Source organism: Streptomyces sp. BBFR51, assembly GCF_044591655.1.
GTDB lineage: Bacteria > Actinomycetota > Actinomycetes > Streptomycetales > Streptomycetaceae > Streptomyces.
This window is the reverse complement of sequence record NZ_CP172448.1, coordinates 7,111,836-7,137,835: the sequence shown is the minus strand read 5'-3', so window position 1 is coordinate 7,137,835 and position 26,000 is coordinate 7,111,836. Positions and strand designations below refer to the sequence as shown.

General features: G+C 71.6%; 18 protein-coding genes. 4 read left to right on the top strand and 14 right to left on the bottom strand.

The annotated features are described in order from the left end of the window. Positions 1-12 precede the first annotated feature (12 nt). Genes ACGH7X_RS32495 through sucC form a run of 3 tightly spaced genes read right to left on the bottom strand, consistent with a single transcriptional unit; the run spans position 13 to position 3,639 of the window. Positions 13-1,572, bottom strand: coding sequence for an aldehyde dehydrogenase family protein (locus ACGH7X_RS32495; protein WP_399892009.1), 1,560 nt, complete (start codon positions 1,570-1,572; stop codon positions 13-15). Beyond that, a complete protein-coding gene (sucD, locus tag ACGH7X_RS32490; RefSeq protein WP_399892006.1) occupies positions 1,569-2,474 on the bottom strand; it encodes a succinate--CoA ligase subunit alpha in 906 nt (301 codons plus the stop codon). The genes ACGH7X_RS32495 and sucD overlap by 4 nt, the downstream gene beginning before the upstream one ends. Before the next feature lie 22 nt (positions 2,475-2,496). After that, positions 2,497-3,639 carry an ADP-forming succinate--CoA ligase subunit beta gene (gene sucC / locus ACGH7X_RS32485; protein WP_399892003.1) on the bottom strand — a complete coding sequence of 381 codons (1,143 nt, stop codon included), beginning with the start codon at positions 3,637-3,639 and terminating at the stop codon, positions 2,497-2,499. 143 nt (positions 3,640-3,782) lie between these two features. Between sucC and ACGH7X_RS32480 the strand changes: the two genes are divergently transcribed. The 4 genes from ACGH7X_RS32480 to ACGH7X_RS32465 all read left to right on the top strand — a co-directional run bounded on the left by ACGH7X_RS32480 (position 3,783) and on the right by ACGH7X_RS32465 (position 10,360). Continuing rightward, the gene (locus ACGH7X_RS32480; RefSeq protein ID WP_399892000.1) at positions 3,783-5,465 is read left to right on the top strand and encodes a thiamine pyrophosphate-binding protein; all 1,683 of its coding nucleotides are present in this window, start codon (positions 3,783-3,785) and stop codon (positions 5,463-5,465) included. An 11-nt stretch (positions 5,466-5,476) separates the two neighbouring features. Then, on the top strand, positions 5,477-6,709 hold the full coding sequence (gene frc / locus ACGH7X_RS32475) for a formyl-CoA transferase (RefSeq protein ID WP_399891997.1): 1,233 nt from the start codon (positions 5,477-5,479) through the stop codon (positions 6,707-6,709). 4 nt (positions 6,710-6,713) lie between these two features. Next, complete coding sequence (locus ACGH7X_RS32470) at positions 6,714-8,858, top strand: acetate--CoA ligase family protein (RefSeq protein WP_399891994.1); 2,145 nt, start codon at positions 6,714-6,716, stop codon at positions 8,856-8,858. A 122-nt stretch (positions 8,859-8,980) separates the two neighbouring features. Continuing rightward, the gene (locus tag ACGH7X_RS32465) at positions 8,981-10,360 is read left to right on the top strand and encodes an OFA family MFS transporter (protein WP_399891992.1); all 1,380 of its coding nucleotides are present in this window, start codon (positions 8,981-8,983) and stop codon (positions 10,358-10,360) included. Positions 10,361-10,450: 90 nt separating this feature from the next. Here ACGH7X_RS32465 and ACGH7X_RS32460 read toward each other — a convergent pair whose 3' ends face one another. The 11 genes from ACGH7X_RS32460 to ACGH7X_RS32410 all read right to left on the bottom strand — a co-directional run bounded on the left by ACGH7X_RS32460 (position 10,451) and on the right by ACGH7X_RS32410 (position 25,928). Continuing rightward, positions 10,451-11,671: a sugar phosphate isomerase/epimerase family protein gene (locus ACGH7X_RS32460; RefSeq protein ID WP_399891989.1), complete on the bottom strand. Its 1,221-nt coding sequence runs from the start codon at positions 11,669-11,671 to the stop codon at positions 10,451-10,453. A gap of 113 nt (positions 11,672-11,784) precedes the next feature. Beyond that, positions 11,785-13,200 carry a nucleotide pyrophosphatase/phosphodiesterase family protein gene (locus tag ACGH7X_RS32455; protein WP_399891986.1) on the bottom strand — a complete coding sequence of 472 codons (1,416 nt, stop codon included), beginning with the start codon at positions 13,198-13,200 and terminating at the stop codon, positions 11,785-11,787. Continuing rightward, the gene (gene eboE, locus ACGH7X_RS32450) at positions 13,197-14,372 is read right to left on the bottom strand and encodes a metabolite traffic protein EboE (RefSeq protein ID WP_399891983.1); all 1,176 of its coding nucleotides are present in this window, start codon (positions 14,370-14,372) and stop codon (positions 13,197-13,199) included. The genes ACGH7X_RS32455 and eboE overlap by 4 nt, the downstream gene beginning before the upstream one ends. A gap of 3 nt (positions 14,373-14,375) precedes the next feature. After that, a complete protein-coding gene (locus ACGH7X_RS32445) occupies positions 14,376-15,224 on the bottom strand; it encodes a TatD family hydrolase (RefSeq protein ID WP_399891981.1) in 849 nt (282 codons plus the stop codon). Continuing rightward, a complete protein-coding gene (locus ACGH7X_RS32440; RefSeq protein WP_399891978.1) occupies positions 15,224-15,961 on the bottom strand; it encodes an EboA domain-containing protein in 738 nt (245 codons plus the stop codon). The genes ACGH7X_RS32445 and ACGH7X_RS32440 overlap by 1 nt, the downstream gene beginning before the upstream one ends. A 14-nt stretch (positions 15,962-15,975) precedes the next feature. After that, a complete protein-coding gene (locus ACGH7X_RS32435; RefSeq protein ID WP_399891975.1) occupies positions 15,976-17,079 on the bottom strand; it encodes a sugar phosphate isomerase/epimerase family protein in 1,104 nt (367 codons plus the stop codon). After that, positions 17,076-18,233 (bottom strand): SCO3242 family prenyltransferase, encoded by a 1,158-nt coding sequence (locus tag ACGH7X_RS32430; RefSeq protein ID WP_399891972.1) that lies wholly within the window; start codon positions 18,231-18,233, stop codon positions 17,076-17,078. The genes ACGH7X_RS32435 and ACGH7X_RS32430 overlap by 4 nt, the downstream gene beginning before the upstream one ends. Continuing rightward, positions 18,230-19,495, bottom strand: coding sequence for an inositol-3-phosphate synthase (locus tag ACGH7X_RS32425; RefSeq protein WP_399891969.1), 1,266 nt, complete (start codon positions 19,493-19,495; stop codon positions 18,230-18,232). The genes ACGH7X_RS32430 and ACGH7X_RS32425 overlap by 4 nt, the downstream gene beginning before the upstream one ends. 145 nt (positions 19,496-19,640) lie before the next feature. Next, positions 19,641-23,357: a ThuA domain-containing protein gene (locus tag ACGH7X_RS32420; RefSeq protein WP_399891966.1), complete on the bottom strand. Its 3,717-nt coding sequence runs from the start codon at positions 23,355-23,357 to the stop codon at positions 19,641-19,643. 284 nt (positions 23,358-23,641) lie between these two features. Further along, a complete protein-coding gene (locus ACGH7X_RS32415; RefSeq protein WP_399891963.1) occupies positions 23,642-24,640 on the bottom strand; it encodes a sugar phosphate isomerase/epimerase family protein in 999 nt (332 codons plus the stop codon). A 16-nt stretch (positions 24,641-24,656) separates the two neighbouring features. Beyond that, positions 24,657-25,928 (bottom strand): Gfo/Idh/MocA family protein, encoded by a 1,272-nt coding sequence (locus ACGH7X_RS32410; protein WP_399891960.1) that lies wholly within the window; start codon positions 25,926-25,928, stop codon positions 24,657-24,659. Positions 25,929-26,000 lie beyond the last annotated feature (72 nt).

Sequence of the window (26,000 nt, the reverse complement as noted above, 5' to 3'; positions counted from 1 at the left end):
CGACCCACGCCGTTACGGCATGAGGTGGTGGTCCGGGAAGTTCCCGGGCAGCCGCTCCCCGGCCGGACCGCGTGTGACGGCGCGCACCAGCAGCTCACCGCCCACGAAGGCCCCGCGCCAGGACGCGCCGTGCCCGCCGAACAGCTCGTCGCGGTCACCGCGGGAACGGGGTATGCCGTGGCCCACCTTGAACGCGCGGATCTGCGGCGCCAGCCTGTCGTACGTCGCCGGCTCGTCCGTGGACAGCGTGGCCACCAGCGCGCCGTTGGAGGCGTTCATCGCGGCGAGCAGCTCCGCCTCGGTGTCGACCAGGACGATGGTGTCGACCGGGCCGAACGGTTCCGCGTGGTGCAGCGGCGAGGAGCGGGGCGGGTTCAGGAGGGTGACCGGCTGGACGTAGGCCGAGGTGTCCTGGCCGGGCAGGAACCGGGCGTCGGCCGTACTGCCGCGGTGCAGAGGCACGGCGCCCCGGTCGACGGCCTCGGCGACCTGGTCCCGGAGCTCCTTGGCCTTGGCCGCGTTGATCACCGGCCCGAAGTCGAGCGCCGGGAAGGGGTCGTCCGGTGCCTCGACGGCGAGCGGGTGGCCGACGCGCAGCGTGCGGACCGCCGGGAGGTACGCCGCGAGGAACGCGTCGAACAGCTGTCGCTGGACGACGAAGCGCGGGTAGGCGGTGCAGCGCTGCTTGCCGTAGTCGAAGAGCCTCGGGACCACCCTCGTGAGCGCGTCCCAGTCCGTGAAGTTCCAGATGCCCCAGGTGTTGAGTCCTTCCTGTTCGAGGATGTGCCGTTTGCCGAGGTCGGTGACGGCGGTGGCGACGGCGGCGCCCGTGTCCCGGCCGCCGACGAAGGAGACGCAGCCGATCTCGGGCGCCCGCACCAGCGCCTGGGACAGCTCGCCTCCGCTGCCGCTGACGAGGGTGACGGGAAGTCCCTCGCGGGCGGCGAGCGCGCAGGCCAGGGTCAGACAGGCGACGCCGCCGTCGGTCGGGGTCTTGGCGATGACCGCGTCGCCCGCCAGTGCCTGTACCAGCAATGCGTGAACGAGCACGCTCATCGGGTAGTTCCAGCTCGCGATGTTGGACACCGGTCCGTCCAGCGGGGCTCGCCCGTCGAGCATGTCGTCGATGCCGTCGACGTACCAGCGCACGCCGTCGACGGCCCGGTCGACGTCGGCCTGCGCGAGCCGCCAGGGTTTGCCGATCTCCCAGACGAGCAGCAGCGCGAGCAGTTCGCGGTGCTGGGCGAGGGCGTCGAGGGTGGCGGCGACGCGGGCGCGGCGTTCGGGCAGGGGGACGTGGCGCCAGGCCCGGTGCTGGTCGAGCGAGGCGCGTACGGCGTGGTGTGCGGTCGCGGCGTCGAGCCGGGGCGGGCCGGTGATCGGCGCGCCGTCGACCGGGCTGGTGGCCGGCAGGACGCGGCCGTCCGCGCGCCAGCCCGCGTTCCAGAGGTTCAGGACGCGGTCGCCGCGGAACGCCTCCGGGGCGACGGCGAGACAGCGCTGCCAGGCGTCCGCCCAGGTCGTGCCGGACTTGAGGGTGAGGGTCGCGGTGTCCTCGGCGCCGGCCGTCATGCGCGGGCTCCGTCGCGTGCCGCCGCGCCCTCGAGTACGGCGTGCACGTGCCGTGCCGTCTCGGTCGGCGTGCTGCCGACCCGTACGCCGGCCGCCTCCAGCGCCTCCTTCTTCGCGCGCGCCGTGCCGGCGGAGCCGGACACGATGGCGCCCGCGTGGCCCATGGTGCGGCCCTCGGGCGCGGTGAAGCCGGCGATGTAGCCGACGACGGGCTTGGTGACGTGCTCGCGGACGTACGCCGCCGCGCGTTCCTCCGCGTCGCCGCCGATCTCGCCGATGAGGACGATCAGTTCGGTGTCGGGATCGTTCTCGAAGGCGGCGAGGCAGTCGATGTGACTGGTGCCGACGACGGGGTCGCCGCCGATGCCCACGCAGGTGGAGAAGCCGATGTCGCGCAGTTCGTACATGAGTTGGTAGGTGAGGGTGCCCGACTTGGACACGAGGCCGATCCGGCCGGGCTTGGTGATGTCGGGCGGGATGATGCCCGCGTTGGACTGGCCGGGGGTGATCAGACCGGGGCAGTTGGGCCCGATGATCCGGGTGCCCTTCTTCCCGGCGTACGCGGTGAAGGCGACCGAGTCGTGGACGGGGATGCCCTCGGTGATGACGACGGCCAGGCCGATGCCGGCGTCGGCGGCCTCCACGACCGCGGCCTTGGCGAAGGCGGGCGGCACGAAGACGACGCTGACGTCGGCGCCGGTGCGCTCCACGCCCTCGCGGACCGACCCGAAGACCGGGACCGCACGGTCGTCGAAGTCCACGGTGCGGCCCGCCTTGCGCGGGTTGACGCCGCCGACCACGTCGGTGCCGGCGGCCAGCATCCGGCGGGTGTGCTTCATGCCCTCGGCGCCGGTCATGCCCTGGACGAGGACCTTGCTCTCCTTGGTGAAGAATATCGCCATGTCGTCCTGTCTCCCTGTCTCCTTATGCGGCGGTGGACGCCGCGGTGGCGAGTCGGGCGGCACGGCGGGCGGCGCCGTCCATGGTGGTGGCCTGTTCGACCAGCGGATGCGCGCGTGCGTCGAGCAACGCCCTTCCCCGGGCGGCGTTGTTGCCGTCGAGGCGCACGACGAGCGGCTTGGTCAACCTGACCTCGTCCAGGGCGCGGACGATGCCGTCGGCGACCGCGTCGCAGGCGGTGATGCCGCCGAAGACGTTGACGAGGACGGATTTCACGGCCGGGTCGGAGAGGATGACCGAGAGTCCGTCGGCCATGACCCGGGCCGAGGCGCCGCCGCCGATGTCGAGGAAGTTGGCGGGCCTGGCTCCGCAGCCGGCGACCACGTCGAGGGTCGACATGACCAGTCCGGCGCCGTTGCCGATGACGCCGACCTCGCCGTCGAGCTTGACGTAGTTGAGTCCCTTGGCGGCGGCCCGAGCCTCCAGCGGGTCGGCCGATGTCGACCGCTCGTCGCCCCAACGGGACTGGCGGAAGCGGGCGTTGTCGTCGAGGGTGACCTTGCCGTCGAGGGCCACGATCCTGCCGTCAGCGGTCCTGACCAGCGGGTTGACCTCGACCAGGAGGGCGTCCTCACGGACCAGTACCTTCCACAGCCGCACCAGCGTGTCGACGGTCTGCGGGGGCAGGCCCGCGGCGTCGGCGATGCGTACCGCGGTGGCCGTGTGCACGCCCACGGCGGGGTCGACGGGGATGCGTGCCACGGCCTCGGGCCGCCGGGCGGCGACCTCCTCGATCTCCATGCCCCCTTCCGCGGAGGCGATCGCGAGGAAGCGGCCGGCCGCGCGGTCGAGGACGTAGGAGACATAGAACTCCCGCTCGATGTCGCAGGGTTCGGCGAGCATGACCGTGCCGACCGGGTGGCCCTTGATGTCCATGCCGAGGATGTGCCGTGCCGCGTCCTCGGCCTCGGCCGGGTCGGCGGCGAGCCGTACCCCGCCCGCCTTGCCGCGTCCACCGGTCTTCACCTGCGCTTTGACGACGGCGCGCCCACCGAGTGCGCGGGCGATCTCGCGGGCCCGTTCGGGCGAGTCGGTGACCTCGGCCCTGGGCACCACGATGCCGTGTTCCTTGAAGAGTTCCCTTGCCTGGTGTTCGTACAGGTCCATTCCGGCTCCTGACTGAAAGTGCCGCACGCCCCCTGGACACCACCCACCGGATGCGGGATAACAAGCTTCATACAGTATTCGTCGACTGTATGCAATGTACCGCGCCAGCGCCCCAACCCCTCGTGAAGGGACAGGACTTCGCCATGCCCGACGACACCCAGGACGTCATCTCCGGCGGTCACCTCGTCGCCAAGGCACTCAAGGCCGAGGGGGTCGACCGCATCTACACACTGTGCGGCGGCCACATCATCGACATCTACGACGGTTGCGTCGACGAGGGCATCGAGGTCGTCGACGTGCGCCACGAGCAGGTCGCCGCGCACGCGGCCGACGGCTACGCCCGTATCACCGGCAGGCCCGGCTGCGCGGTGGTCACCGCGGGGCCGGGCACCACCGACGCCGTCACCGGTGTCGCCAACGCCTTCCGCGCCGAGTCGCCCATGCTGCTGATCGGCGGTCAGGGCGCCCACACCCAGCACAAGATGGGGTCCCTCCAGGACCTGCCGCACGTCGACATGATGACGCCGATCACCAAGTTCGCGGCGACCGTGCCGGACACGGCACGGGCCGCCGACATGGTGTCGATGGCGTTCCGCGAGTGCTACCACGGCGCGCCGGGGCCCTCCTTCCTGGAGATTCCGCGCGACGTCCTGGACGCCAAGGTGGCGGTGGAGAAGGCGCGGGTGCCGAAGGCCGGGGCGTATCGCGCCTCGACCCGATCGGCCGGCGACCCGGAGGCCGTCGAGAAGCTCGCCGACCTGCTGGTGCACGCCGAGAAGCCGGCCATCCTGCTCGGCAGCCAGGTGTGGACGACCCGTGCGACCGAGGCGGCCGTCGAGTTGGTCCGCACGCTCAACGTCCCGGCGTACATGAACGGTGCCGGCCGCGGCACCCTGCCGCCCGGGGACCCGCACCACTTCCAGCTCTCCCGCCGGTACGCCTTCTCCAATGCCGACGTCGTCGTCATCGTCGGCACGCCCTTCGACTTCCGCATGGGCTACGGCAAACGGCTCTCCCCGGACGCCACCGTCGTCCAGATCGACCTCGACTACCGCACCGTGGGCAAGAACCGCGACATCGACCTCGGGATCGTCGGCGACGCGGGGCTCGTGCTGAAGTCGGTGACCGAGGCGGCGTCCGGCCGGGTCAACGGCGGTGCGTCGAAGCGCAAGGAGTGGCTGGACGAGCTGCGGGCGGCCGAGCAGACGGCGTTGGACAAGCGCCTGCCGCAGCTCAAGTCGGACGCCTCCCCCATCCACCCGTACCGGCTGGTCGGCGAGATCAACGACTTCCTCACCGAGGACTCGATCTACATCGGCGACGGCGGCGACATCGTCACCTTCTCCGGGCAGGTCGTGCAGCCCAAGTCACCGGGCCACTGGATGGACCCGGGACCGCTCGGCACGCTCGGCGTCGGTGTCCCCTTCGTACTCGCCGCCAAGCAGGCGCGGCCCGACAAGGAGGTCGTCGCCCTCTTCGGCGACGGCGCCTTCTCGCTCACCGGCTGGGACTTCGAGACCCTCGTCCGCTACGACCTGCCCTTCGTCGGCATCGTCGGCAACAACTCCTCGATGAACCAGATCCGCTACGGCCAGGCCGCCAAGTACGGCAAGGAGCGCGAGCGGGTCGGCAACACCCTCGGCGACGTGCCCTACGACGAGTTCGCCCGGATGCTGGGCGGTCACGGCGAGGAGGTCCGCGACCCCGCAGACATCGGCCCCGCACTGCGCCGGGCCCGCGAGTCCGGCAAGCCGTCCCTGATCAACGTCTGGGTCGACCCGGACGCGTACGCCCCCGGAACCATGAACCAGACGATGTACAAGTGAGGTGAAGGCCCATGACAGACAAGGCCCTTGAGGGCATTCGCGTCCTGGACATGACGCATGTGCAGTCCGGGCCCTCGGCGACCCAGCTGCTCGCCTGGCTCGGCGCCGACGTCGTGAAGCTGGAGGCGCCGAGCGGTGACATCACGCGCAAGCAGTTGCGCGATCTGCCGGACGTCGACTCCCTCTACTTCACGATGCTCAACTGCAACAAGCGCAGCATCACCCTCAACACCAAGACCGAGCGCGGCAAGGAGATCCTCACCGAGCTGATCCGGCGCTCGGACGTCATGGTCGAGAACTTCGGACCGGGCGCGGTGGACCGGATGGGGTTCACCTGGGACCGCATCAAGGAGATCAATCCACGGATCGTCTACGCCTCCATCAAGGGGTTCGGCGAGGGCCCGTACACCGCCTTCAAGGCGTACGAGGTCGTCGCGCAGGCCATGGGCGGATCGATGTCCACCACCGGTTTCGAGGACGGACCACCGCTGGCGACGGGGGCCCAGATCGGGGACTCGGGCACGGGCGTCCACGTCGTGGCGGGCATCCTCGCCGCCCTGTACCAGCGGGAGCGCACCGGACGTGGTCAGCGGGTGAACGTGGCCATGCAGCACGCGGTGCTCAACCTCTGCCGGGTGAAGCTGCGCGACCAGCAGCGCCTGAGCCATGGTCCACTCGCCGAATATCCCAACGACGACTTCGGCGACGAGGTTCCCAGGTCCGGGAACGCCTCCGGCGGCGGGCAGCCGGGCTGGGCGGTCAGGTGCGCGCCGGGCGGCCCGAACGACTACGTGTACGTCATCGTCCAGCCGGTCGGCTGGCAGCCGCTGAGCGAGCTGATCGGCCGGCCCGAACTGGCCGAGGACCCGGAGTGGGCCACGCCGCAGGTGCGGCTGCCCAAGCTGAACAAGATGTTCCAGCTGATCGAGGAGTGGTCGTCCACCCTGCCCAAGTGGGAGGTGCTGGAGCGGCTCAACGCCCACAACATCCCGTGCGGCCCGATCCTGTCCACGAGGGAGATCATCGAGGACGCCTCGCTGGCCGCCAACGAGATGGTCGTCACCGTGCCCCATCCCGAGCGGGGCGAGTTCGTGACCGTCGGCAGTCCGCTCAAGCTCTCGGACTCCCCCGTGCGGGTGACCAGTTCGCCGCTGCTGGGCGAGCACAACGAAGAGGTCTACGTCGGCGAGCTGGGTCTCGGCGACGAGGAACTGCGGCTGCTCAAGTCGAACGGGGTGGTCTGACGTGATGGCCGAGGACCGGCTGGCGCGGGTGCGCGGGCTCCTGGACTCCGTACGGGCGAAGGGGCGCACCGCGCTGACCGCCCCCGAGGGCAAGGTGCTCGCCGACGCCTACGGGATCGCCGTACCGGGCGAGGATCTGGCGCGGGACGTCGACGAGGCGGTGGCGTGCGCGGCGCGGTTCGGCGGGCCGGTCGTGATGAAGATCGTATCGCCGGACATCCTCCACAAGACCGACGCCGGCGGTGTGGTCGTCGGGGTGGAGGGCGCGGCGGACGTACGGGCCGCGTTCTGCCGGATCGTCGACAACGCGCGCGCGTACGACGCGACGGCGCGGATCGAGGGCGTGCAGATCCAGGAGCTGCTGCCGAAGGGGCAGGAGGTCATCGTCGGCGCCGTGACGGACCCGACGTTCGGGAAGGTGGTGGCGTTCGGGCTCGGCGGGGTGCTGGTCGAGGTCCTCAAGGACGTCACGTTCCGCCTCGCGCCCGTGGACGCCGACGAGGCGCTGTCCATGCTGGACTCGATCCGGGCGGCCCAGGTGCTGCGCGGAGTGCGCGGGCAGGCGGGCGTGGACCGGTGGGCGGTGGCGGAGCAGATCCGCCGGGTCTCCGAACTCGTGGCGGACTTCCCGGAGATCGCCGAGGTGGACCTCAACCCGGTGATCGCCACGCCCGAGGGCGCGGTCGCCGCCGACATCCGGGTGATCCTGGCGACCGACACGCCCAAGGAGCGCCGTCGCTACACGCGCGAAGAGATCCTCGCCTCGATGCGCCGCCTGATGCAGCCCTCGTCGGTCGCCGTGATCGGCGCCTCCAACGAGGCCGGCAAGATCGGCAACTCGGTGATGCGCAACCTCGTCGACGGCGGCTTCGCGGGCGAGATCCATCCGGTGAACCCCAAGGCCGATGACATCTTGGGCCGCAAGGCGTACAAGAGTGTCACCGACGTTCCCGGTGAGGTGGATGTGGCGGTCTTCGCGATCCCCGCGAGGTTCGTGGCGGCGGCTCTGGAGGAGGTGGGGCGCAAGAGGATCCCCAACGCCGTACTGATCCCCTCCGGGTTCGCCGAGACCGGTGAGCACGCGCTCCAGGACGAGGTCGTGGCGATCGCCGAACGGTACGGGGTCCGGCTGCTCGGCCCGAACATCTACGGCTACTACTCGACGTGGCAGGACCTGTGCGCCACGTTCTGCACGCCGTACGACGTCAAGGGCGGCGTCGCGCTGACCTCGCAGTCGGGCGGCATCGGAATGGCCATCCTGGGCTTCGCGCGGACAACGAAGACGGGCGTGTCGGCGATCGTCGGCCTGGGCAACAAGTCGGACCTGGACGAGGACGACCTGCTGACCTGGTTCGGCGAGGACCCGCACACCGAGTGCATCGCGATGCACCTGGAGGACCTCAAGGACGGGCGCGCGTTCGTGGAGGCCGCGCGGGCCACCGTGCCCAGGAAACCGGTCGTGGTGCTCAAGGCGGGGCGTACCGCGGCGGGCGCCAAGGCCGCCGGGTCGCACACCGGGGCCCTCGCCGGGGACGACGCCGTGTACGACGACATCCTGCGGCAGGCCGGCGTCATCCGGGCGCCGGGGTTGAACGACATGCTGGAGTACGCGCGCGCGTTGCCCGTGCTTCCGGCCCCGAAGGGCGACAACGTGGTCGTCATCACCGGGGCCGGCGGCAGCGGGGTGCTGCTCTCCGACGCGGTGACGGACAACGGGCTGTCGCTGATGGAGATACCCCCGGACCTGGACACGGCGTTCCGCGCGTTCATCCCGCCGTTCGGGGCGGCGGGCAACCCGGTGGACATCACCGGGGGCGAGCCGCCGTCGACGTACGAGGCGACGATCCGGCTCGGCCTCGAGGACCCGCGCATCCACGCGCTCGTCCTCGGCTACTGGCACACCATCGTCACGCCTCCCATGGTGTTCGCCGAACTCACCGCGCGCGTGGTGGCCGAGTTCCGTGAGCGCGGCGTCGAGAAGCCGGTGGTGGCCTCTCTCGCGGGCGACGTGGAGGTCGAGGAGGCGTGCCAGTACCTCTTCGAGCGCGGGGTGGTGGCGTACCCGTACACGACCGAGAAGCCGGTGGCCGTGCTGGGTGCCAAGTACCGCTGGGCCCGGGCCGCGGGGTTGTTGGGGGGCGGTCCATGAGCTGAGGGAGCACGGGGCCGGCCGACGGTGCGCGTCGGCCGGCCCCAGGACCCGCGCGCGCACGAAAGGACATGGACAGGGGGCGCTGGCCAGATCTTTCGAACGCTAGGGGTGCGAAAAACATGACAACCACTGACGTCACACAGGTCGCCGCCTATCGGGAGGTGACCGACAGGAACGGACGCGTCTACCGCGTCGGCGAGTCCGACGTCGACATCATGGGGCGCAAACGCAAGTGGATGGTGATCCTGCCCTGGGTCGGCATGATGGGCATCTCTTCCGCCGAGTACGCGTTCGCTTCCGCCGAGGACACGCTGCACGAGGCCCAGCACTGGTCCAGCGGCAGCATCTACTGGATGATGACCGCCTGGGTGTTCTGCCAGGCCGCGGTCGCGTTCCCGGCGGGACGGCTGCGTGAGAGCGGCAAACTGCCGGCGCGCTGGGCGATGATGCTGGGTTCGGCCGGCACGCTGCTGGGTTACCTGTCGCTGGCGTTCGCGCCGCACGTCTCACTCGCCTTCATCGGTTTCGGCGTGTTCAGCGGCATGGGCGCGGGCATGGTGTACGCGACCTGCGTCAACATGGTCGGCAAGTGGTACCCGGAGCGCAGGGGCGGCAAGACCGGCTTCGTCAACGGCGGTTTCGCCTACGGTTCGGTGCCGTTCGTGTTCATCTTCCACGGCTACATGGACACCTCCAACTTCCGCTGGGTGCTGGTGTCCGCGGGTGTCTTCCTCGCGGCGATGGTGGCGATCGCCGGTTTCTACTTCCGGGACCCGCCGAAGAACTGGTGGCCGGCCGCCGTCGACCCGCTGAACCCGCCGGCCGACCCGCGGGCCCGGCGTTCGCTGGAGAAGAATCCGCCGGCCGTCAAGCAGTACTCCCCGATGGAGGCCTGGAAGACCGGCCGGGTGGCGCTGATGTGGTTCTGTCTCGCCTGCACCTCCGGCGTGAACATCTTCGGCATCGCCTTCCAGGTCGACATCGGCGAGGAGGCGGGCTTCGCGGCCGGAATCGTGGCCGCCGCGATGTCGCTGAAGGCGATCGTCAACGGCACCGGACGGGGCGTCATCGGCTGGCTCTCCGACCTCTACGGCCGCAAGCAGTGCCTGCTCTACGTGTGCGCGATCCTGGGTCTCGCCCAGTTCGGCATCATCTGGTCGGCCGAGATCAAGAACCTGCCACTGTTCCTGGTCTTCTCCGCCGTCTCCGGTTTCGGCGGTGGTGCCATCTTCCCGATGTTCGCGGCGCTGACGGCGGACTACTTCGGCGAGAACAACAACGCCACCAACTACGGGATGGTCTACAGCTCCAAGCTCGTCTCCGGTCTGGGCGCGGGCATGGGTTCCGTGGTCGTCGGTGCCTGGGGCTACAACGGCGCCTTCACTCTGGCGGGCAGCATCTCGATCTTCGCGGGATTCATGGCGCTGTTCCTGCGTCCGCCGGGTCGCTCGAAGGACAGGCGCATCACGCCCAACCCTCAGCCGCTCGGTGAGGGATGACCTGGCGAAGCCTGCCTCGCACGGACCGGGCGGCCCCTCCCGCAGCACGCGGGAAGGGCCGCCCGGTCCGTGTTCCGGTCCGTCTTCCGGTCAGTGGCGCCGCTTGCGCAGGGCCGCCAGGTTGTCGTAGCTGATCTTGGCCTCGCGTAGCGACTGCGCGGGGTCGGTGGCGCTCGGGGAGTTGTCGTCCTCGATCATCGGGTTGCGGTAGTTCCGCTGTCCGACCCGGGAGAAGAACGTCGTGTAGTCGATGACCCCGGTTCCGAAGGGCGCCATGTCGTAGCCCATGCCGTTGGTCGTGCTGACGACGCCGTCCTTGGCGTGGAACAGCGGGTAGCGACGGTTGTGGCGGACGACCAGGCCTGCCGGGTCGAAGACGTTCTTCCTGGTGGAGCCGTCGTGGGCGGTGTACTCGTGGAACTTGTACTGGGCCACGTGCGCCCAGAAGATGTCCATTTCCAGCCAGACGACCCTCGGATCGGTGATCTTGAGGAAGTACTCCAGCTTGCGGATGCCCGAGCTGCGGGTCGGCCGGCCCTGGTCGTCCAGCGGTCCGCCGTCGAGGAGGAAGCCGTAGGCGCCGTCGTGGTTGTGGGTGTAGAGCTTGATGCCCTCGCGGTGGGCGATCGCGCCGAGGGCGTTCCACTTGTCGGCGGCCACGTCCCAGTCGGCGCGGTAGGAGCTGCCGGTGGGGTCGCCGCCGGTGCCCATGTGGTCCATGCCGAGGATGTTGGCGATCTCCAGGTGCTTCTTGAAGGTGTCCTTGTCCTCCGACGTCAGCGGCCAGGAGGACGGGATGAAGCCGTGGTTGCCCTGGGCGCGCAGCCCGTAGTCGTCGAGCCAGCAACGCAGCAGCCGGGCGCCCTTGACGGACTCCAGGCTCGCGCCGCCCGGGGCGTTCGCGTGCTGGTTGTAGCCGGCGAACTCCACCTGGCGGTAGCCGTGCCGGGCCAGCTGCTTGAACACCTCGCGGAAGCCGGACGGCAGGTCGGAGGCGAGGGGGTCGCGGGCGGTGGCGTCACGGACGGTGTAGAGGATGATGCCGCGCTTGTCCGCCGGGACGAGGATCTGGCCGTGGCCGTGGTCGTGGTCGTGGCCGTGCCCGTGGTCGTGGTCTCTGCCCCGGCCGTGGGCGAGGGCGGGGGACGCTGCGAACACGGGGGCGGCGACGGCTCCGGCCGCCACGGCGGTGCAGGTGCTGAGGAAGCGGCGCCTGCCCACGCCGAGGGTGCGGCGCAGGCTCTCGCCCGGGCCGTCGGCGGACGGGTCGGTGCCGGCGTCGGTGCGGGAGGGGTCGGTGAACGGGGTCACGGGTGCCTGCCTTCTGGGTCGTGGCCTGCGCCGATGCGGCTCGGGCGGGCCGTTGTCAGTGCCGTGTGTTTCACTCTCAGTAGTCGGATCTCGGAGACCGCACCGGTGGTGCGTCAGCCGAGTCCGGCGAGCCGGAGCAGGAGTTGTTTCACGTCGGTGGCCGCGACGCGGTCTCCGACAGCGCGGGGGGTGGAGCAGATGAGGAGCGGACCGTCGTCGTCGCTCGCGGGGAGGCGGCCGTGGCTGCCTCGAATAGGTGAGGGGTCCAGGGGCACGACCGCCATGCGGTAGCGCATGCCGAGCTTCTTGCGGGCCAGGGCGCCGGCCGCCTTGACCTTGACGTAGGGGTCGAGCGGGTCCATGAACAGCTCGACCGGGTCGTAGCCGGGTTTGCGGTGGATCTCGACGAGTTGCGCGAAGTCGGGCGCGCGGTCGTCGTCGAGCCAGTAGTAGTACGTGAACCAGGCGTCCGGCTCCGCCAGGGCGACGAGTTCACCGGCGCGCGGATGGTCGAGGTGCTGGGCCTTCTTGCCCTCGTCGTCGAGGAGTTGCTCGATGCCGGGCAGTCCCTCCAGGGCGGCCCGGGTCGCGTCGAGGTCCTCGGGGCGGCAGACGTACACGTGGGCGACCTGGTGGTCGGCGACCGCGAAGGCGCGGGAGGCCATCGGGTCGAGGTACTCCATGCCGTCCTGCGTGTGCACCTCGAGCAGACCGGCGCGGCGCAGGGCGCGGTTGATGTCCACGGGCCGGCTGACGGGGGTGATGCCGTACTCGGAGAGCGCGACGACGGTGCGGCCCTCGGCGCGGGCGTCGTCGAGCAGCGGGGCCAGCGCCGCGTCGAGGTCGGCGGCGGCCTTCAGGGAGCGCGGGTCGTCGGGGCCGAAGCGCTGGAGATCGTAGTCGAGGTGAGGGAGGTAGCAGAGCGTCAGGTCGGGATGCCTGGTGGCCATGATGTGCCGGGTGGCGTCGATGATCCACTGGCTGGAGACCAGGTCCGCGCCGGGTCCCCAGAAGTGGAAGAGGGGGAAGGTGCCGAGCTTGTCGGTGAGTTCGTCGTGCAGGGCCGGGGGCCGGGTGTAGCAGTCGGGTTCCTTGCGGCCGTCGGCGTAGTAGACGGGACGGGGGGTGACGGTGATGTCGGTGTCGGCGCCCATGGCGTACCACCAGCAGATGTTGGCGACGGTGTAGCCGGGGTGGGCGCGTCGGGCGGCGTCCCAGAGTTTGTCGCCGGCGACGAGTCCGTTGTGCTGGCGCCACAGCAGGACGTCGCCGAGTTCGCGGAAGTACCAGCCGTTGCCGACGATCCCGTGCTCGCCCGGGTGGGTGCCGGTGAGGAAGGTGGACTGGGCGGCGCAGGTGACGGCGGGCAGGACGGTGCCGAGCGGCGCGCGGGAGCCGGACTGGCCGAGCTGCTTGAGGTGGGGCATGTGGTCGAGGAGACGGGGGGTGAGGCCGACGACGTCCAGGACGAGGAGCGGTGTCGGTCGGTCGGGGCCGGCTGGGCCGTCGGTGTGGGTCGGTCCGGTCATGGCAGTTCCTTCAGGCCGAGGTCCGTCAACAGGTCGCGGGCGAGGGTCAGCTCGGCGGCGATGCCGTCGGTGAGCTGGGCGCGGGCGCGGGGCCGCAGCTCGGGCGGGAGGGCCTGCCAGGTGTAGGTCTCGACCTCCAGATGACGGGTGAGGGGGTGCGGGCCGCCGACGAGCCGGGTCAGCGCGGCCCTGAGTACGGGGAGTGTGGAGGTGAGGGGCGCGGCGGGGGCCGCGTGCAGGGGCACGTGGAAGTGGGCGCGCCAGGGCGCGGTGTCGGGCAGCGGGCCGCCGTCCGCGAGGGCCTCGTCGAGGTCGTCGGTGCCGTGCAGGGCGCCGGTCGAGGTGGTGGTGCGGGTCTGGTGCAGGAAGCGGGGTTCGGCGAAGGCGCCGAGCGCCTCGCGGACCCCGGGGTCACGGGGGTGTTCGGCGTGCAGGGCGGCGGAGAGCTGGGACTTGACGACGGGGACGCGGGCCGCGGTCAGGGCGTCCAGGGCGGTGTGCGGGTCTTCGAAGGAGGTGGCGAGGTGGCAGGTGTCGACGCAGATGCCGATGCGGTCGTGGGCGATCGCGGTCAGCGGGGCGATGGCGTCCTGGGTCGTCTCGACGACGCAGCCGGGTTCCGGTTCCAGGCCGATGCGGATGGAGCAGCCGGTGAGTTCGTGGAGGGCGTCGAGGCGTTCGGCGAGGGTGACCAGGGCGGCGCGGGCCTTGTCGGCGCGGGTCTCGTCGTAGGCGGTGCGCCAGGCGAGCGGCAGGGTGGAGATGGTGCCGTCCGTGACGTCGTCCGGCAGCAGTCCGGCGAGCAGCCGGGCCAGGGAGGTGGTGTGGTCGAGGCGCTCGGGGTCGGCCCAGTCCGGCTTGTAGACGCGGTACTTGACCTCCTCGGCGCCGAAGCCCTCGTAGGGGAAGCCGTTGAGGGTGACGACCTCCAGGCCGCGCCGGTCGAGTTCGGTGCGCAGGCCGCGCAGGGCCGCGGGGTCGGTGACCAGGGCGTGGGCGGCGTCGCGGGCGAGCCACAGCCCGATGCCGAGCCGGTCGCGGCCCAGGCGTTTACGGACCGGCTCGCAGTGTTCGCGGAGCTGGGCGAGGACGCCGTCGAGGGTCTCGGCGGGGTGGACGTTGGTGCAGTAGGCGAGGTGGACGGTGGAGCCGTCGGGGTGCCGGAAGCGCATGGTTCACTCCCCGCCGCGCAGGATGGAGTTGCCCTCGTGCGTGGCGTCGGCCGAGGCCACGTCGAGTTCCAGTCGCCCGCTGAGTCCGTAGAAGGCGACGGGGTTGCGCCACAGCACGCGGTCCACGTCGTCCTCGGTGAAGCCCTCGGCGAGCATCAGGTCGCCGACCTTGCGGGTCTTGAGCGGGTCGCTCTTTCCCCAGTCGGCGGCGGAGTTCACCAGGACCTGTTCCGGGCCGTACTCGCGCAGCAGAGCCACCATCCGGGCCTCGTCCATCTTGGTGTCCGGATAGACGGAGAAGCCGAGCCAGGCGCCGCTGTCCTTGGCCTCCTTGACGGTGGTCTCGTTGAGGTGGTCGACCAGTACCCGCTCCGTCGCCAGCGCCGACTCGCGGACCGCGTCCAGGGTGCGGCGCAGGCCGGCGAGCTTGTCGCGGTGCGGGGTGTGCACCAGGGCGGGCAGGCCGTGGTCGGCGGCGAGCTGGAGCTGGGTGGCCAGGGCGGTGTCCTCGGCGGGCGTCATCGAGTCGTAGCCGATCTCGCCGACCGCCACCACGCGGTCCTTGACGAGATAGCGGGGCAGTTCGTCGAGGACGGGGAGGCAGCGGGGGTCGTTCGCCTCCTTGGGGTTGAGGGCGATCGTGCAGTGGTGGGCGATGCCGTACTGGGCGGCGCGGAAGGGTTCCCAGCCGAGGAGGGCGTCGAAGTAGTCGCGGAAGGAGGCGGGCGAGGTGCGGGGCTGGCCCAGCCAGAAGGAGGGCTCGACGAGGGCGCGGACACCGGCCGCGTACATGGCCTCGTAGTCGTCGGTGGTGCGGGAGGTCATGTGGATGTGGGGGTCGAAGATGCGCATCAGGACTCCTTGCCGTGGGGGTCGGCGGTGCCGGGCGCGGGAGGCGCGGACTCGGTCAGGGCCAGGACGCGGTGCAGGTCCTCGGGGACGGTGCGGCCTGCGGCGGTGCGTTCGGCGGCGTAGTCGGCGAGCATGCGGGCGAGTTCGTCGTCCCCGTGGGCCCGGCGGGCGAGGTCCGCCACGCTGTCGACGGGGACACCGGTGAACAGGCACTTCAGTACGGCGTGCCGCCACTGGTGCGCGTCGAGGTGCCGGGCGGCGTACGGGCCGAGGGCGGCGGCGACGAGCCGGGTGTCGTTGGTGCGCAGGGCGTCCTCGACGAGCGGGAGACCCTCCGGACCGGGCACGAGATGGGGCAGCGCGTGCAGGACGGCGCGGCGTTCGTCGGCGGTGCCCTGGGAGTAGACCCGGGTCAGGGCCTCGGTGTCGGCGCGGGCGGCGTGCAGGACGAGGACCCGGGCGGCGTCGGCGTGGGCGGGCCCGCAGCGGCGGCCGGCCTCGGCGAGGCGCAGCTCCCACACCGAGATGGGGCCGTGCGTGCCGGGGTGGGCGGCGGCCTCGTCCAGGGCCTGGTCCAGCCAGGCGCGGGCGGCTCCGCCGAGCCGGGCGGCGAGAGCGGTGCGCAGGTCGTCGGGCGGGACGTGGGCGGGGGTGGTGCCCTGGGGGTCCTGCCCGGCGGGGGTGCCATCCGCGTCCTGGGTGTCGGGGGTGACGTGGGCGGCGTGCGGCTGCGTCATGGGTGTGGCTCCCTTCAATGGGTGGCGGAGGGCTCGCCCGAGCGGTTGGTGCGGTGGGACGCCGGCGCGGCCCGGCGCAGGAAGGGGAGGGAGTGTTCGGCGAAATGGGGGCCCGCGTGGGAGTGGCGGGGCAGTTCGACGACGGTCAGGCCCTGGTAGCCGGTGGCGGCGAGGGCCTCGAGGACGGGCGGGAAGTCGATCTCGCCGTCACCGAAGGGGAGGTGTTCGTGGACGCCGCGGCGCATGTCCTCGATCTGGACATGACGCAGCCAGGGGGCGGCGGCGCGCACGCAGTCGGCGGGAGGGAGGGGTTCGAGGCACTGGCAGTGGCCGATGTCCAGGGTGAGGCCGAGGTGTTCGGGGTCGCCGAGGGTTCGGCGCAGCGTGTGGAAGTCGGCGAGGGTGGACAGGAGATGCCCCGGTTCGGGCTCCACCGCGAGGGGGACGCCCGCGGTGGCGGCGGCGTCGAGGACCGGTGCGAGGGACTCGGCCAGCCGTTTCCACGCCGTGTCCTCGTCCGTGCCCGCCGGTGTGACGCCGCTGAAGCAGTGCACGGCGTGGGCACCGAGGTCTGCGGCGACGTCTACGGCACGGACCAGGAGGTCGGCGCGGCGGGCGCGGTCCTCCGGGTCGGGGTCGAGCAGGGAGGGGCCGTGCTTGCGGCGCGGGTCGAGCACATAGCGGGCCCCGGTTTCCACGGTCACACCGAGCCCGAGCGCGTCCAGCCGGTGCGCGAGGCGGCGGGTGCGGGCGGCCAGGTCGGGGGCGAGCGGGTCGAGGTGCATGTGGTCGAGGGTCAGACCGACGCCGTCGTAGCCCAGGTCGGCGAGGAGGGCGAGGGCGTCGTCGAGACGCAGGTCGGCGAGGCCGTTGGTGCCGTAGCCGAAGCGGAGCGGGTGGGCGGCGCCGTCCGGGACCGATGCCGGGCCGCCCGCGGCCTCCGTCCCGGCCCGGGCGCCGTGCTCGTCCCCGGCCCCGCGCTCGCTCCCCGCCCCGTGCTCGCTCCGGGCTACGTGCTCGCTCCCGGCCTCGCTCTCGCCCCCCGCCGGGGTTCGGGGACCGTGCTCGGCGGCCTCCCCGTCTGCGTTCGGGCGGGCCTGGTTCGGGTTCCGGATCATGTGATGCTCACCTTCCTCATGCCGGCCCTCCTCGCGAACATCCGGCCGGCCGGGGCCAGGGCCGCGACCAGGACGGACGTGAGGGCGGCACCGGAACGTGCGGCGAGGGCCGCCTGGAGGGGGACGGTGGCCCGGATACCGCCGCCGACGGCGCGTTGGGTGAGCGGGGGTGACGGGTTGAGCGCGGCGTGGAAGTAGGGGCGGGCGGCCGTGGCGGCGTAGGCGACGCCCAGGGCGGCAGCGAGGGCATCGGCGGCCCTCAGCGGACCGTGAGTGCCCCTCGCCGGACCACCAGTGGCCCTCACCGGAACGTCGGTGGTCTTCGGCGGAAGGTCCGTGGCCCTCGGCGGACCCTCGGCCGGGCTGGAGCCCGGCAGGCCGGGGGCGGCTGCTGCCCGCCGGCCTGCCGGGAGTCGGGTGCGGCGGGTGACGAGCCGGGTCAGCGCTCCCGTCGTCGCGAGGGCCGCCAGCGGGGCCAGGACCGAGCCGCCGGTGGTCTCCCGGCGGGAGACGGCCGTGACCGCGAGGGTGTGCGTGCCGAGCAGCGCGGCGGACGGCAGCGCGGCGCGGGTGCCGCCGCCGGTGGCCGCGGCGCCCAGGAGCAGATCGAGTCCGCGGGCGGCGGCCATGGCCGCGGGACCGGCGGGCGTGTGCTTCAGGGCGAGGTCGTAGGCCCACACGGTTGCGGCCAGGGGCGCGGCCACGGCGAGGGCGGGTCGTCCCGCACCGGCGGCAAGGGCCAGACCGGTGCCGGTGAGGACACCGGCGGCGGTGAGGGCGGCGGCCGGGCGGATGCGGCCCGAGGGAAGCGGGCGGTGCGGGCGTTCCACGGCGTCCTCGGCGCGGTCCGCCCAGTCGTTCAGGGCCATGCCGGCCTCGTACAGGCACAGGGAGGAGCCGATGGCGAGCAGGGTGCGGGGGCCGGGGCGTGCGCCGGCCGCGGCCGCGCCGGCCAGGGCGTCGCCGGGGACGGTGAACAGCGCGGGCAGGCGAAGCAGTTCGGCCCACGCGCCCGCGTGACCGGAGCGGGGCCGGGGCGGGCGGGGTGCGCCGTCGCCGGGGAGCGGTCCGGTGTCCCCGGTGACCGGCGAGTCCGCCCGCGTCGACCCGGCGGGCGCGCGCGTGTCCCCCGCCGTGGCGGCGGTGCGGCTCATCGCCGCGCCCCGCTCTCGTCGGCGTCGTCGCCGGGCCGGCCGGCCCCGCCATCGGCGTCCTCACGCACTCCTGTGCCGGCACCTTCGCCGGAGTCGCCACCGCCACCGTTGTCGCCACCGTGGCCGTCGCCGCTCCCGTCGCGCAGCCGTCCGGCGAAGCGCCTCAGCTCGGCGTACTGTTCGGCCAGCGACGACGGGCCGTCCCCCACCGGGTCCTTGAAGAAGAAGCCCAGTTCGCTCAGCGGGCCGGTCAGGCCCCTTTCGCGGGCGCGGGCGGCCAGCCGGGCCAGGTCGAGGACGAGGGGGGCGGCGAGCGCCGAGTCGCAGCCCTGCCAGGTTGTCTGGAGGAACATCCGGGCGCCGAGGAAGCCGTCGAAGGCGATGTGGTCCCAGGCCGTCTTCCAGTCGCCCAGCGAGGGCACGTCGTCGATGTGGACCTCGCCCTCGGGTGCGGCCCCGAGGGTGTCGGCGAGGACGCGTTCCTTGCCGGCGTTCTTGGCGGCGGCGGCCGCGGGGTCGGCGAGGGCGGCGCCGTCGCCGCCGCCGAGGAGGTTGGTCCCGGACCAGGCGCGTACGGTCAGCGCTCGCTGCGCGAACATCGGGCCCAGCACCGAGCGCAGCAGGGTCTGCCCGGTCTTGCCGTCGCGGCCCGCGTACGGCAGTCCGCTCGCCGCGGCCGGTGCGGCCAGCGACGGGTGGTGCAGGCCGGTCGACGGGGTGAAGTTGACGTACGGACAGCCGGCGCGCAGCGCCGCGGCCGCGTACAGCGAGCTGGCCGGGAGGGTGCCTTCAGTGGGCGCGGGCTCGGTGGAGGCGACGTTGACCACCACCGCCCGGTCGGCTCCCGAGCGTCGTACGAAGTCCGTGATGTCCGCGGCGAACGCGGCGATCAGCTCGTCCTCGTCGCGGGCGTCGCCCGGCAGCGGCCCGCCGGGGCGGATCTCGCTGTCGGCGGCGGCCAGTTCGGCGCGTACGGCCGAGGGCAGGCCGTGCGGCAGCACACCGCCGTCGGCGAGCGCCTCCGCCCGCTTGGGCAGCGGGCAGTCCACGGTGTCGTGGCCGCCGAAGACGAGGGAGGACAGTGCGGGCAGTCCCGTGTCGGCGAAGTCGGGGGTCTCGGTGACCATGCCGGTGGGGGGATGCAGCCCCGCGGTCACGGCGGCGCAGCCCGCCACCACCGTGGTGGCGACGGAACCGCGGGCTCCGATCAGCCAGACGCCGGTACGGGGTTCACGGGAGGAAGCAGAGGGGGACGCGGACATGGGCAGCCTCCTTGTCGAGCGCGTCGAGCACACAAAAGCGGTGGTACAGCCGGTGGTACGGCCGGTGATGGCGGTGGGGGGTGACGGTGGGGGGTGACGGCGGGCGGAGGTCCGGCGTCCTCCGCCCGCCGCCGTTCTGGTCGCCCTAGGAGGGCAGTTCCTTGAGCTGGATGTTGCGGAAGGAGACCTGGTCGTCGGCGCCGTGGTTCTGGAGGCCGATGTAGCCGTCGGTCAGGCTCCGCTCGGGGTCCTTGTTGGTGAAGTCGTTGATCTTGACTCCGTTGAGGAACACCTGGAGGCGTTCGCCCCGGACCTTGATCTCGTAGGAGTTCCACTGGCCGGGCGGCCGCAGAACCTGGTCACGGGCCTTGATGTTCGCCGCCTTGAACGTGTAGATCGAACCCGTGGTGCGATCCACCGCGTCCGTGGCGTCGATCTGGATCTCGTAGCCCTTGTTCACGGCGGACCAGGGGTCGTCGGAGGCGGGGAAGCCCACGAAGATCCCGGAGTTGTCGTCGCCCTGCATTTTCCAGTCGAGCTTGAGGGAGTACGACTTCAGCTCCTTGGCCTGGTACCAGAGCAGACCCATGCCGCCCTCGGACTCCAGGACGCCGTCCTTGACGTTGAACTTGCCGGGGCCGGCCTGCTTCCACCCTTCCAGGGTCTGGCCGTTGAAGATGTCCCGGTAGCCCTTGCTCGGCTTGCAGTTGGCCTTGACCTGGCCGGTGGCGTACTGCATGCCGCCGAGCAGGTGGCCCCGGAAGGACTCGTCCGCGTAGGACTCCTTGGTGTGGCCGAGGCCGGTGTAGAAGGAGCGGCCGCCGCCGTAGCTCTGGCACCAGGCGATCGGGTGGTCGCCCTTCATGTTCCCGCCCTCGTAGGTCGTCTCGTCGAGGGTGGCGAGGACCTTGGCCTGCTCGCGCGGGTTGGTGCGGTAGTTGTACAGCTCGTCGGTGCGCTCCCAGGCGTCGTCCAGGTGCGCGGTGGCCGGGTGGTCGTGGTCCTCGACGCGGACGGTGGCCTTCTGGATGGCCGGGTGGGAGTCGAAGTAGGCGCCGACGAGGCCGCCGTAGAACTCCCAGTCGTACTCGGTGTCGGCGGCGGCGTGGATGCCCATGTAGCCGCCGCCGTTCTTGACGTAGTTTTCGAACGCCGTCTGCTGGTCGGCGTTGAGGACGTCACCGGTGGTGGACAGGAAGGCCACCGCGTCGTACTTGGCGAGGTTGGCGGTGGTGAACTGTCCGGCCTCCTCGGTCGCGGTGACCGAGATGCCGGCCGGGGTGCCCAGCTCCTTCAGCGCGGCGATGCCCGCCGGGATGGAGTCGTGGCGGAAGCCGGCGGTCTTGGAGAAGACCAGGACCTTCTTGCCGGCCTTGAACGGCTCCTTGGAGAACTCGAAGTCGTCCACGTCGTACAGCGCGCCCTCGCCGCCCTTGAAGACCAGGTAGACGTCAGTGGTCTTCTTGGGCAGGGACCGCAGCGGCACGTCGACGTTCTGGAAGGTCTCCCAGCTGCCGGTCGGCGGGATGTACGCCGAGCCGTGCAGCTTGCCGGTGGGCGAGCCGGTGCGCACCTCGATGTAGCCGCCGGCGCCGCCGGAGGAGGCGCGTACGGTCAGCTTCTTCTGCCCGTCGAACTTGTAGGGGCTGAAGGAGATCCAGTCGCCGTCGTTGATGTCGCCGACGGTCTTGCCGCCGTTGGCGCCGGTCTTGTCGATCGGCGACACGCCCTGCTGAGTGGTGAAGTGCTCGGCCTGGCGGTGCGGGGGCTGGATCACGGTGCGGGCGGTCCCGGTCAGGGCCTCCTGACCGTTGGCCCCGCCGTCGGTGTAGCTGGCGCCGACGACGCCGTAGATGTTGGCGTTGGGGTCGTGTCCGCCGTCTCCGGGCGGCGGGTTGAGGGTGCCCTCACAGCCCATCTCGCTGGTCAGCTCGTGGGCGTGGGAGTCGTGGCCGAGGCTGTAGGCGACCTTGACCTTGGAACAGTCGATCGTCTCCTCGGGGTCGGTGACCTTCACCTTGAACGGGATGGGCTCGCCCATGGGGAGCAGGGTGCCGTTGCCGGGGGTCTCGATGGTCACCTTGGGTTCGGTGTTGCCGACTACGATCCGGACGCTGGCGTTGCCGGTGTTGCCCTCGGGGTCCTTGGCGGTGAAGGTCGCGGTGTAGGTGCCGACCTTCTTGTACTTGTGGGTGGGGGTGAGTCCCTCGCCCTTGGTCCCGTCGCCGAAGTCCCAGCTGTAGGTGAGGTCCGGCGAGTCGGCGTCCTTGGCGGTGGCGGTGAAGGCCACCTTGAGGCCGGCCGCGCCGGAGGTCTTGTTGGCGCTCACCTCGGCGATCGGGGAGAAGCCGTCCTGGGCGTTCTCGATCCGGTAGAGCGCGGAGTCCTTGTCCCCCTGGAACCAGGACAGGCCGTAGTCCAGGACGTAGAGCGCGCCGTCGGGGCCGAACTCCATGTCCATGATCTGGGTGCCGGTCCACGGGAAGTCGTTGATCTTGGCGACCGCACCGTCCTCGGTCTGCTCGATCCGCTTGATCCAGCGGCGGCCGAACTCGCCGGCGAAGAAGTCGCCGTCGTACTCCTCGGGGAACTTCACCTTGGAGTCGAGGTCCGGGTCGTAGCGGTAGACCGGGCCGCCCATCGGGGACTCGGAGCCGCTGCCGAACTCGGGCACGGAGTCGTCGTCGTACGGGATCCACGCGGCCTGCGCGGGCGGCAGGTCGGTGAGACCGGTGTTGTGCGGGGACGTGTTCTTCGGGGCGGCGCAGTCGAAGGTCTCGCCGGATGCGCCGGTGGCGAAGTCGTAGTCGACGTACGGGTCGTTGTCGCCGGTGCAGAAGGGCCAGCCGAAGTTGGCGGCCTTGGTGACCTTGGCGAACTCGACCTGGCCCGCGGGGCCCCGCTTCGGGTCGGCGGCGCCCGCGTCGGGGCCGTAGTCGCCGACGTAGACCGTGCCGGTCTTCTTGTCGACGCTGATGCGGAACGGGTTGCGGAAGCCCATCGCGTAGATCTCGGGGCGGGTCTTCTCGGTGCCCGGGGCGAAGAGGTTGCCCTCCGGGACGGTGTACGAGCCGTCCTCGGCGACCTTGATGCGCAGGATCTTGCCGCGCAGGTCGTTGGTGTTGCCGGCGCTGCGGCGGGCGTCGAAGGCCGGGTTGCGGTCCGCCCGTTCGTCGATCGGCGTGTAGCCGTCGGAGGCGAAGGGGTTGGAGTCGTCGCCGGTCGAGAGGTAGAGGTTGCCCTCGGCGTCGAAGGCGATGTCGCCGCCGACGTGGCAGCAGGTGCCGCGGGAGGCCGCGACGTCCAGGACCTTCTTCTCGCTGGCCATGTCCAGCGTGCCGTTGGCGTTGAGGACGAAGCGGGAGAGGCGGTTGACGCCGTCGAACTTCTTGAAGTCCTCGGCGGTGCCGTTCTCGGGGGCGTCGCCCGCGGGGGTGTCGAGCGGCGGGGCGTAGTAGAGGTAGATCGCCCGGTTGTTCTCGAAGTCCGGGTCGATGCCGACGCCCTGCAGGCCCTCCTCGTCGTGGTTGTAGACGGGGATCTTGCCGGCGACCTTGGTGACGCCGCCCTGGTCGGTCAGGCGCAGTGTGCCGTCGCGGGCGGTGTGCAGGACGCTGCGGTCCGGGAGTACGGCGAGCGACATCGGCTCGCCCATCTCGGGCTCGCCCTTGGCGAGCGGTACCTGCTGGAACTGTCCCTCGGCGGCGGCTGCCGTCTCGTCGTGCTCCGGGTGGCCGGGGTGGGCTCCGGCGACGGTCGCGGGGGAGCCCACGGCCAGCAGCAGGCCGGTGAACAGGGCGAGGGTGGTGCGAAGCCTGGGACGCCTTGTGGTCCTGGTGCCTTTGAGTCTGGTTCTGTGCACGAAGTCCCTCCGGGAACGGGTGGGCCGTACGGGATGGGTGCGTAGACGTGCGATGCGGGCGCCGGGGTGCGCCGTCACCCCGGAGGTGTGAATGTCCTGAACACTTCAGGGACGGTAACCGCGTTCTTCCGGGGCGAACACCCCTTGGACCGTGGCTGGTTGAACTTTTTCCCAACTCAGGACAAAGCGGGATTCGGGCAGGCCGGATCGGGGACCGGCGGATGCTCCGGTCCCCGTCCCGACCTGCGCTCGGGCGTACGGATCAGCTGTGGATCACCTGGGGATCAGCTGTTGAAGGCGGCGTCGAAGGACGCGCTGGGCGGTTCGAAGTCGAATGCTTTGAGCCGGGTGAGGGCTTCGGGCGCGCCCTGGAGCCGGTCCATGCCGGCGTCCTCCCACTCGACGGAGACGGGTCCCTGGTAGTCGATGGAGCGCAGCATGCGGAAGACGTCCTCCCAGGGGACGTCGCCGTGGCCGGCCGACACGAAGTCCCAGCCGCGCCGCGGGTCGCCCCACGGCAGGTGGGAACCGAGCCGCCCGTTGCGGCCGTCGAGGCGCTTGCGGGCCTCCTTGCAGTCGACGTGGTAGATCCGGTCGCGGAAGTCCCACAGGAAGCCGACCGGGTCGAGGTCCTGCCACACGAAGTGCGAGGGGTCGAAGTTCAGACCGAAGGCGGGCCGGTGGCCGACGGCCTCCAGGGCGCGGTGTGTGGTCCAGTAGTCGTAGGCGATCTCGCTGGGGTGCACCTCGTGCGCGAACCGCACGCCCTCGGCGTCGAAGACGTCGAGGATCGGGTTCCAGCGGTCCGCGAAGTCCTGGTAGCCGCGCTCGATCATCGCCTCGGGGGCGGGCGGGAACATGGCGACCAGGTGCCAGATGGCCGACCCGGTGAAGCCGATGACGGTGTCGACGCCGAAGCGGGCGGCCGCCCGTGCGGTGTCCTTGATCTCGGCCGCCGCCCGCTGCCGTACGCCTTCGGCGTCGCCGTCGCCCCAGATGCGGTCGGGCAGGATGGCCTGGTGGCGTTCGTCGATGATGGCGTCGCAGACGGCCTGGCCGACGAGGTGGTTGGAGATCGCCCAGCACTTGAGGCCGTACTTGTCGAGCAGCTGGTGGCGGGAGTCCACGTAGGAGGGGTCGGCGAGGGCCTTGTCGACCTCGAAGTGGTCGCCCCAGCAGGCGAGTTCCAGGCCGTCGTAGCCGAAGTCGCGGGCGCGGCGGCAGACCTCCTCCAGGGGGAGGTCCGCCCACTGACCGGTGAAGAGAGTGAAGTTGCGCGGCATGTCGCTGCCAGCCTCCTCAAGGGGCGATCGGGGTGTAGACGGAGTTCTTCTCGGCGCTCTCCTCCACGGCCGCGAGCACGCGCTGCACCTGCAGCCCGTCGGCGAAGGAGGGGTCGGGCAGGCGGCCGGCGGCGACGGCGTGGACGAGGTCGCGCGCCTGGTGCACGAAGGTGTGCTCGTAGCCGAGCCCGTGGCCCGGGGGCCACCAGGCGTCCAGGTAGGGGTGTTCGGGTTCGGTGACCAGGATCCGGCGGAAACCGGCGTGCTCCCCGGGCTCCGTGCCGTCGTGGTACGACAGTTCGTTGAGCCGCTCCAGGTCGAAGGCGAGCGAGCCGCGTTCGCCGTTGAGTTCGATGCGCAGGGCGTTCTTGCGGCCGGTGGCGTACCGGGTGGCCTCGAAGGAGACCAGGGCGCCGGAGGTGAGGCGGCCGGTGAACACTGCGGCGTCGTCCACGGTGACCTGCCCCGTCACCCCGTCCGCGGAGCCCGCGGACAGGCCCCGGGAGGCGCCGGCGGGCAGCGGGCGTTCCCGTACGAAGGTCTCGGTGAGGGCGGAGACGCCCGCGATCCGCTCCCCCGTCAGGTACTGGGCGAGGTCGACGATGTGGGCGCCCAGGTCGCCGAGCGCACCCGAACCGGCCAGTTCCTTGCGCAGCCGCCAGGTGAGCGGGGCCTGCGGGTCCACCAGCCAGTCCTGGAGGTACGTCACCCGCACGTGCCGCAGCCGGCCGACGCGGCCCTCGGCGACCATCCGCCGGGCCAGCGCGGTGGCGGGTACGCGGCGGTAGTTGAACCCGACCATCGCCAACTGCCCGCGGGCGCCCGCCTCCTCGGCGGCCCGGGTCATCGCCTGCGCCTCCTCGACCGTGTTGGCCAGCGGCTTCTCGCACAGGACGTGCTTTCCGGCGGCGAGCGCGGCCAGCGCGATCTCGGCGTGGCTGTCGCCGGGGGTGCAGATGTCGACGAGGTCGATGTCGTCCCGTTCGACCAGGGTCCGCCAGTCGGTCTCGGTGCTCGCCCAGCCGTGCCGGTCGGCCGCCGTCCGGACGGCGTCGGCGTCCCGACCGCAGATCGCGGCCATGACCGGGTTCAGCGGCAGGTCGAAGACCCGGCCGGCGGTGCGCCAGCCCTGGGAGTGTGCGGCACCCATGAAGGCGTAGCCGACCATGCCGACGCGCAGGGGCGGTCTGGTCGCGGACGCCCCCGTCGGCCCGGTCCCGGTCCCGCTGTCGGTCCCGGTGGCCGGTTCCTCGGCCCCGGCCCCCTCGGGCTGCTGCGGCTGTCCCATGCGGATGTCCTCCTCGTCGTGGTGGCGCGGTGGGGGGTGGGCCCCGCCCCGGCCGGCTGGTCAGGCCGCTGC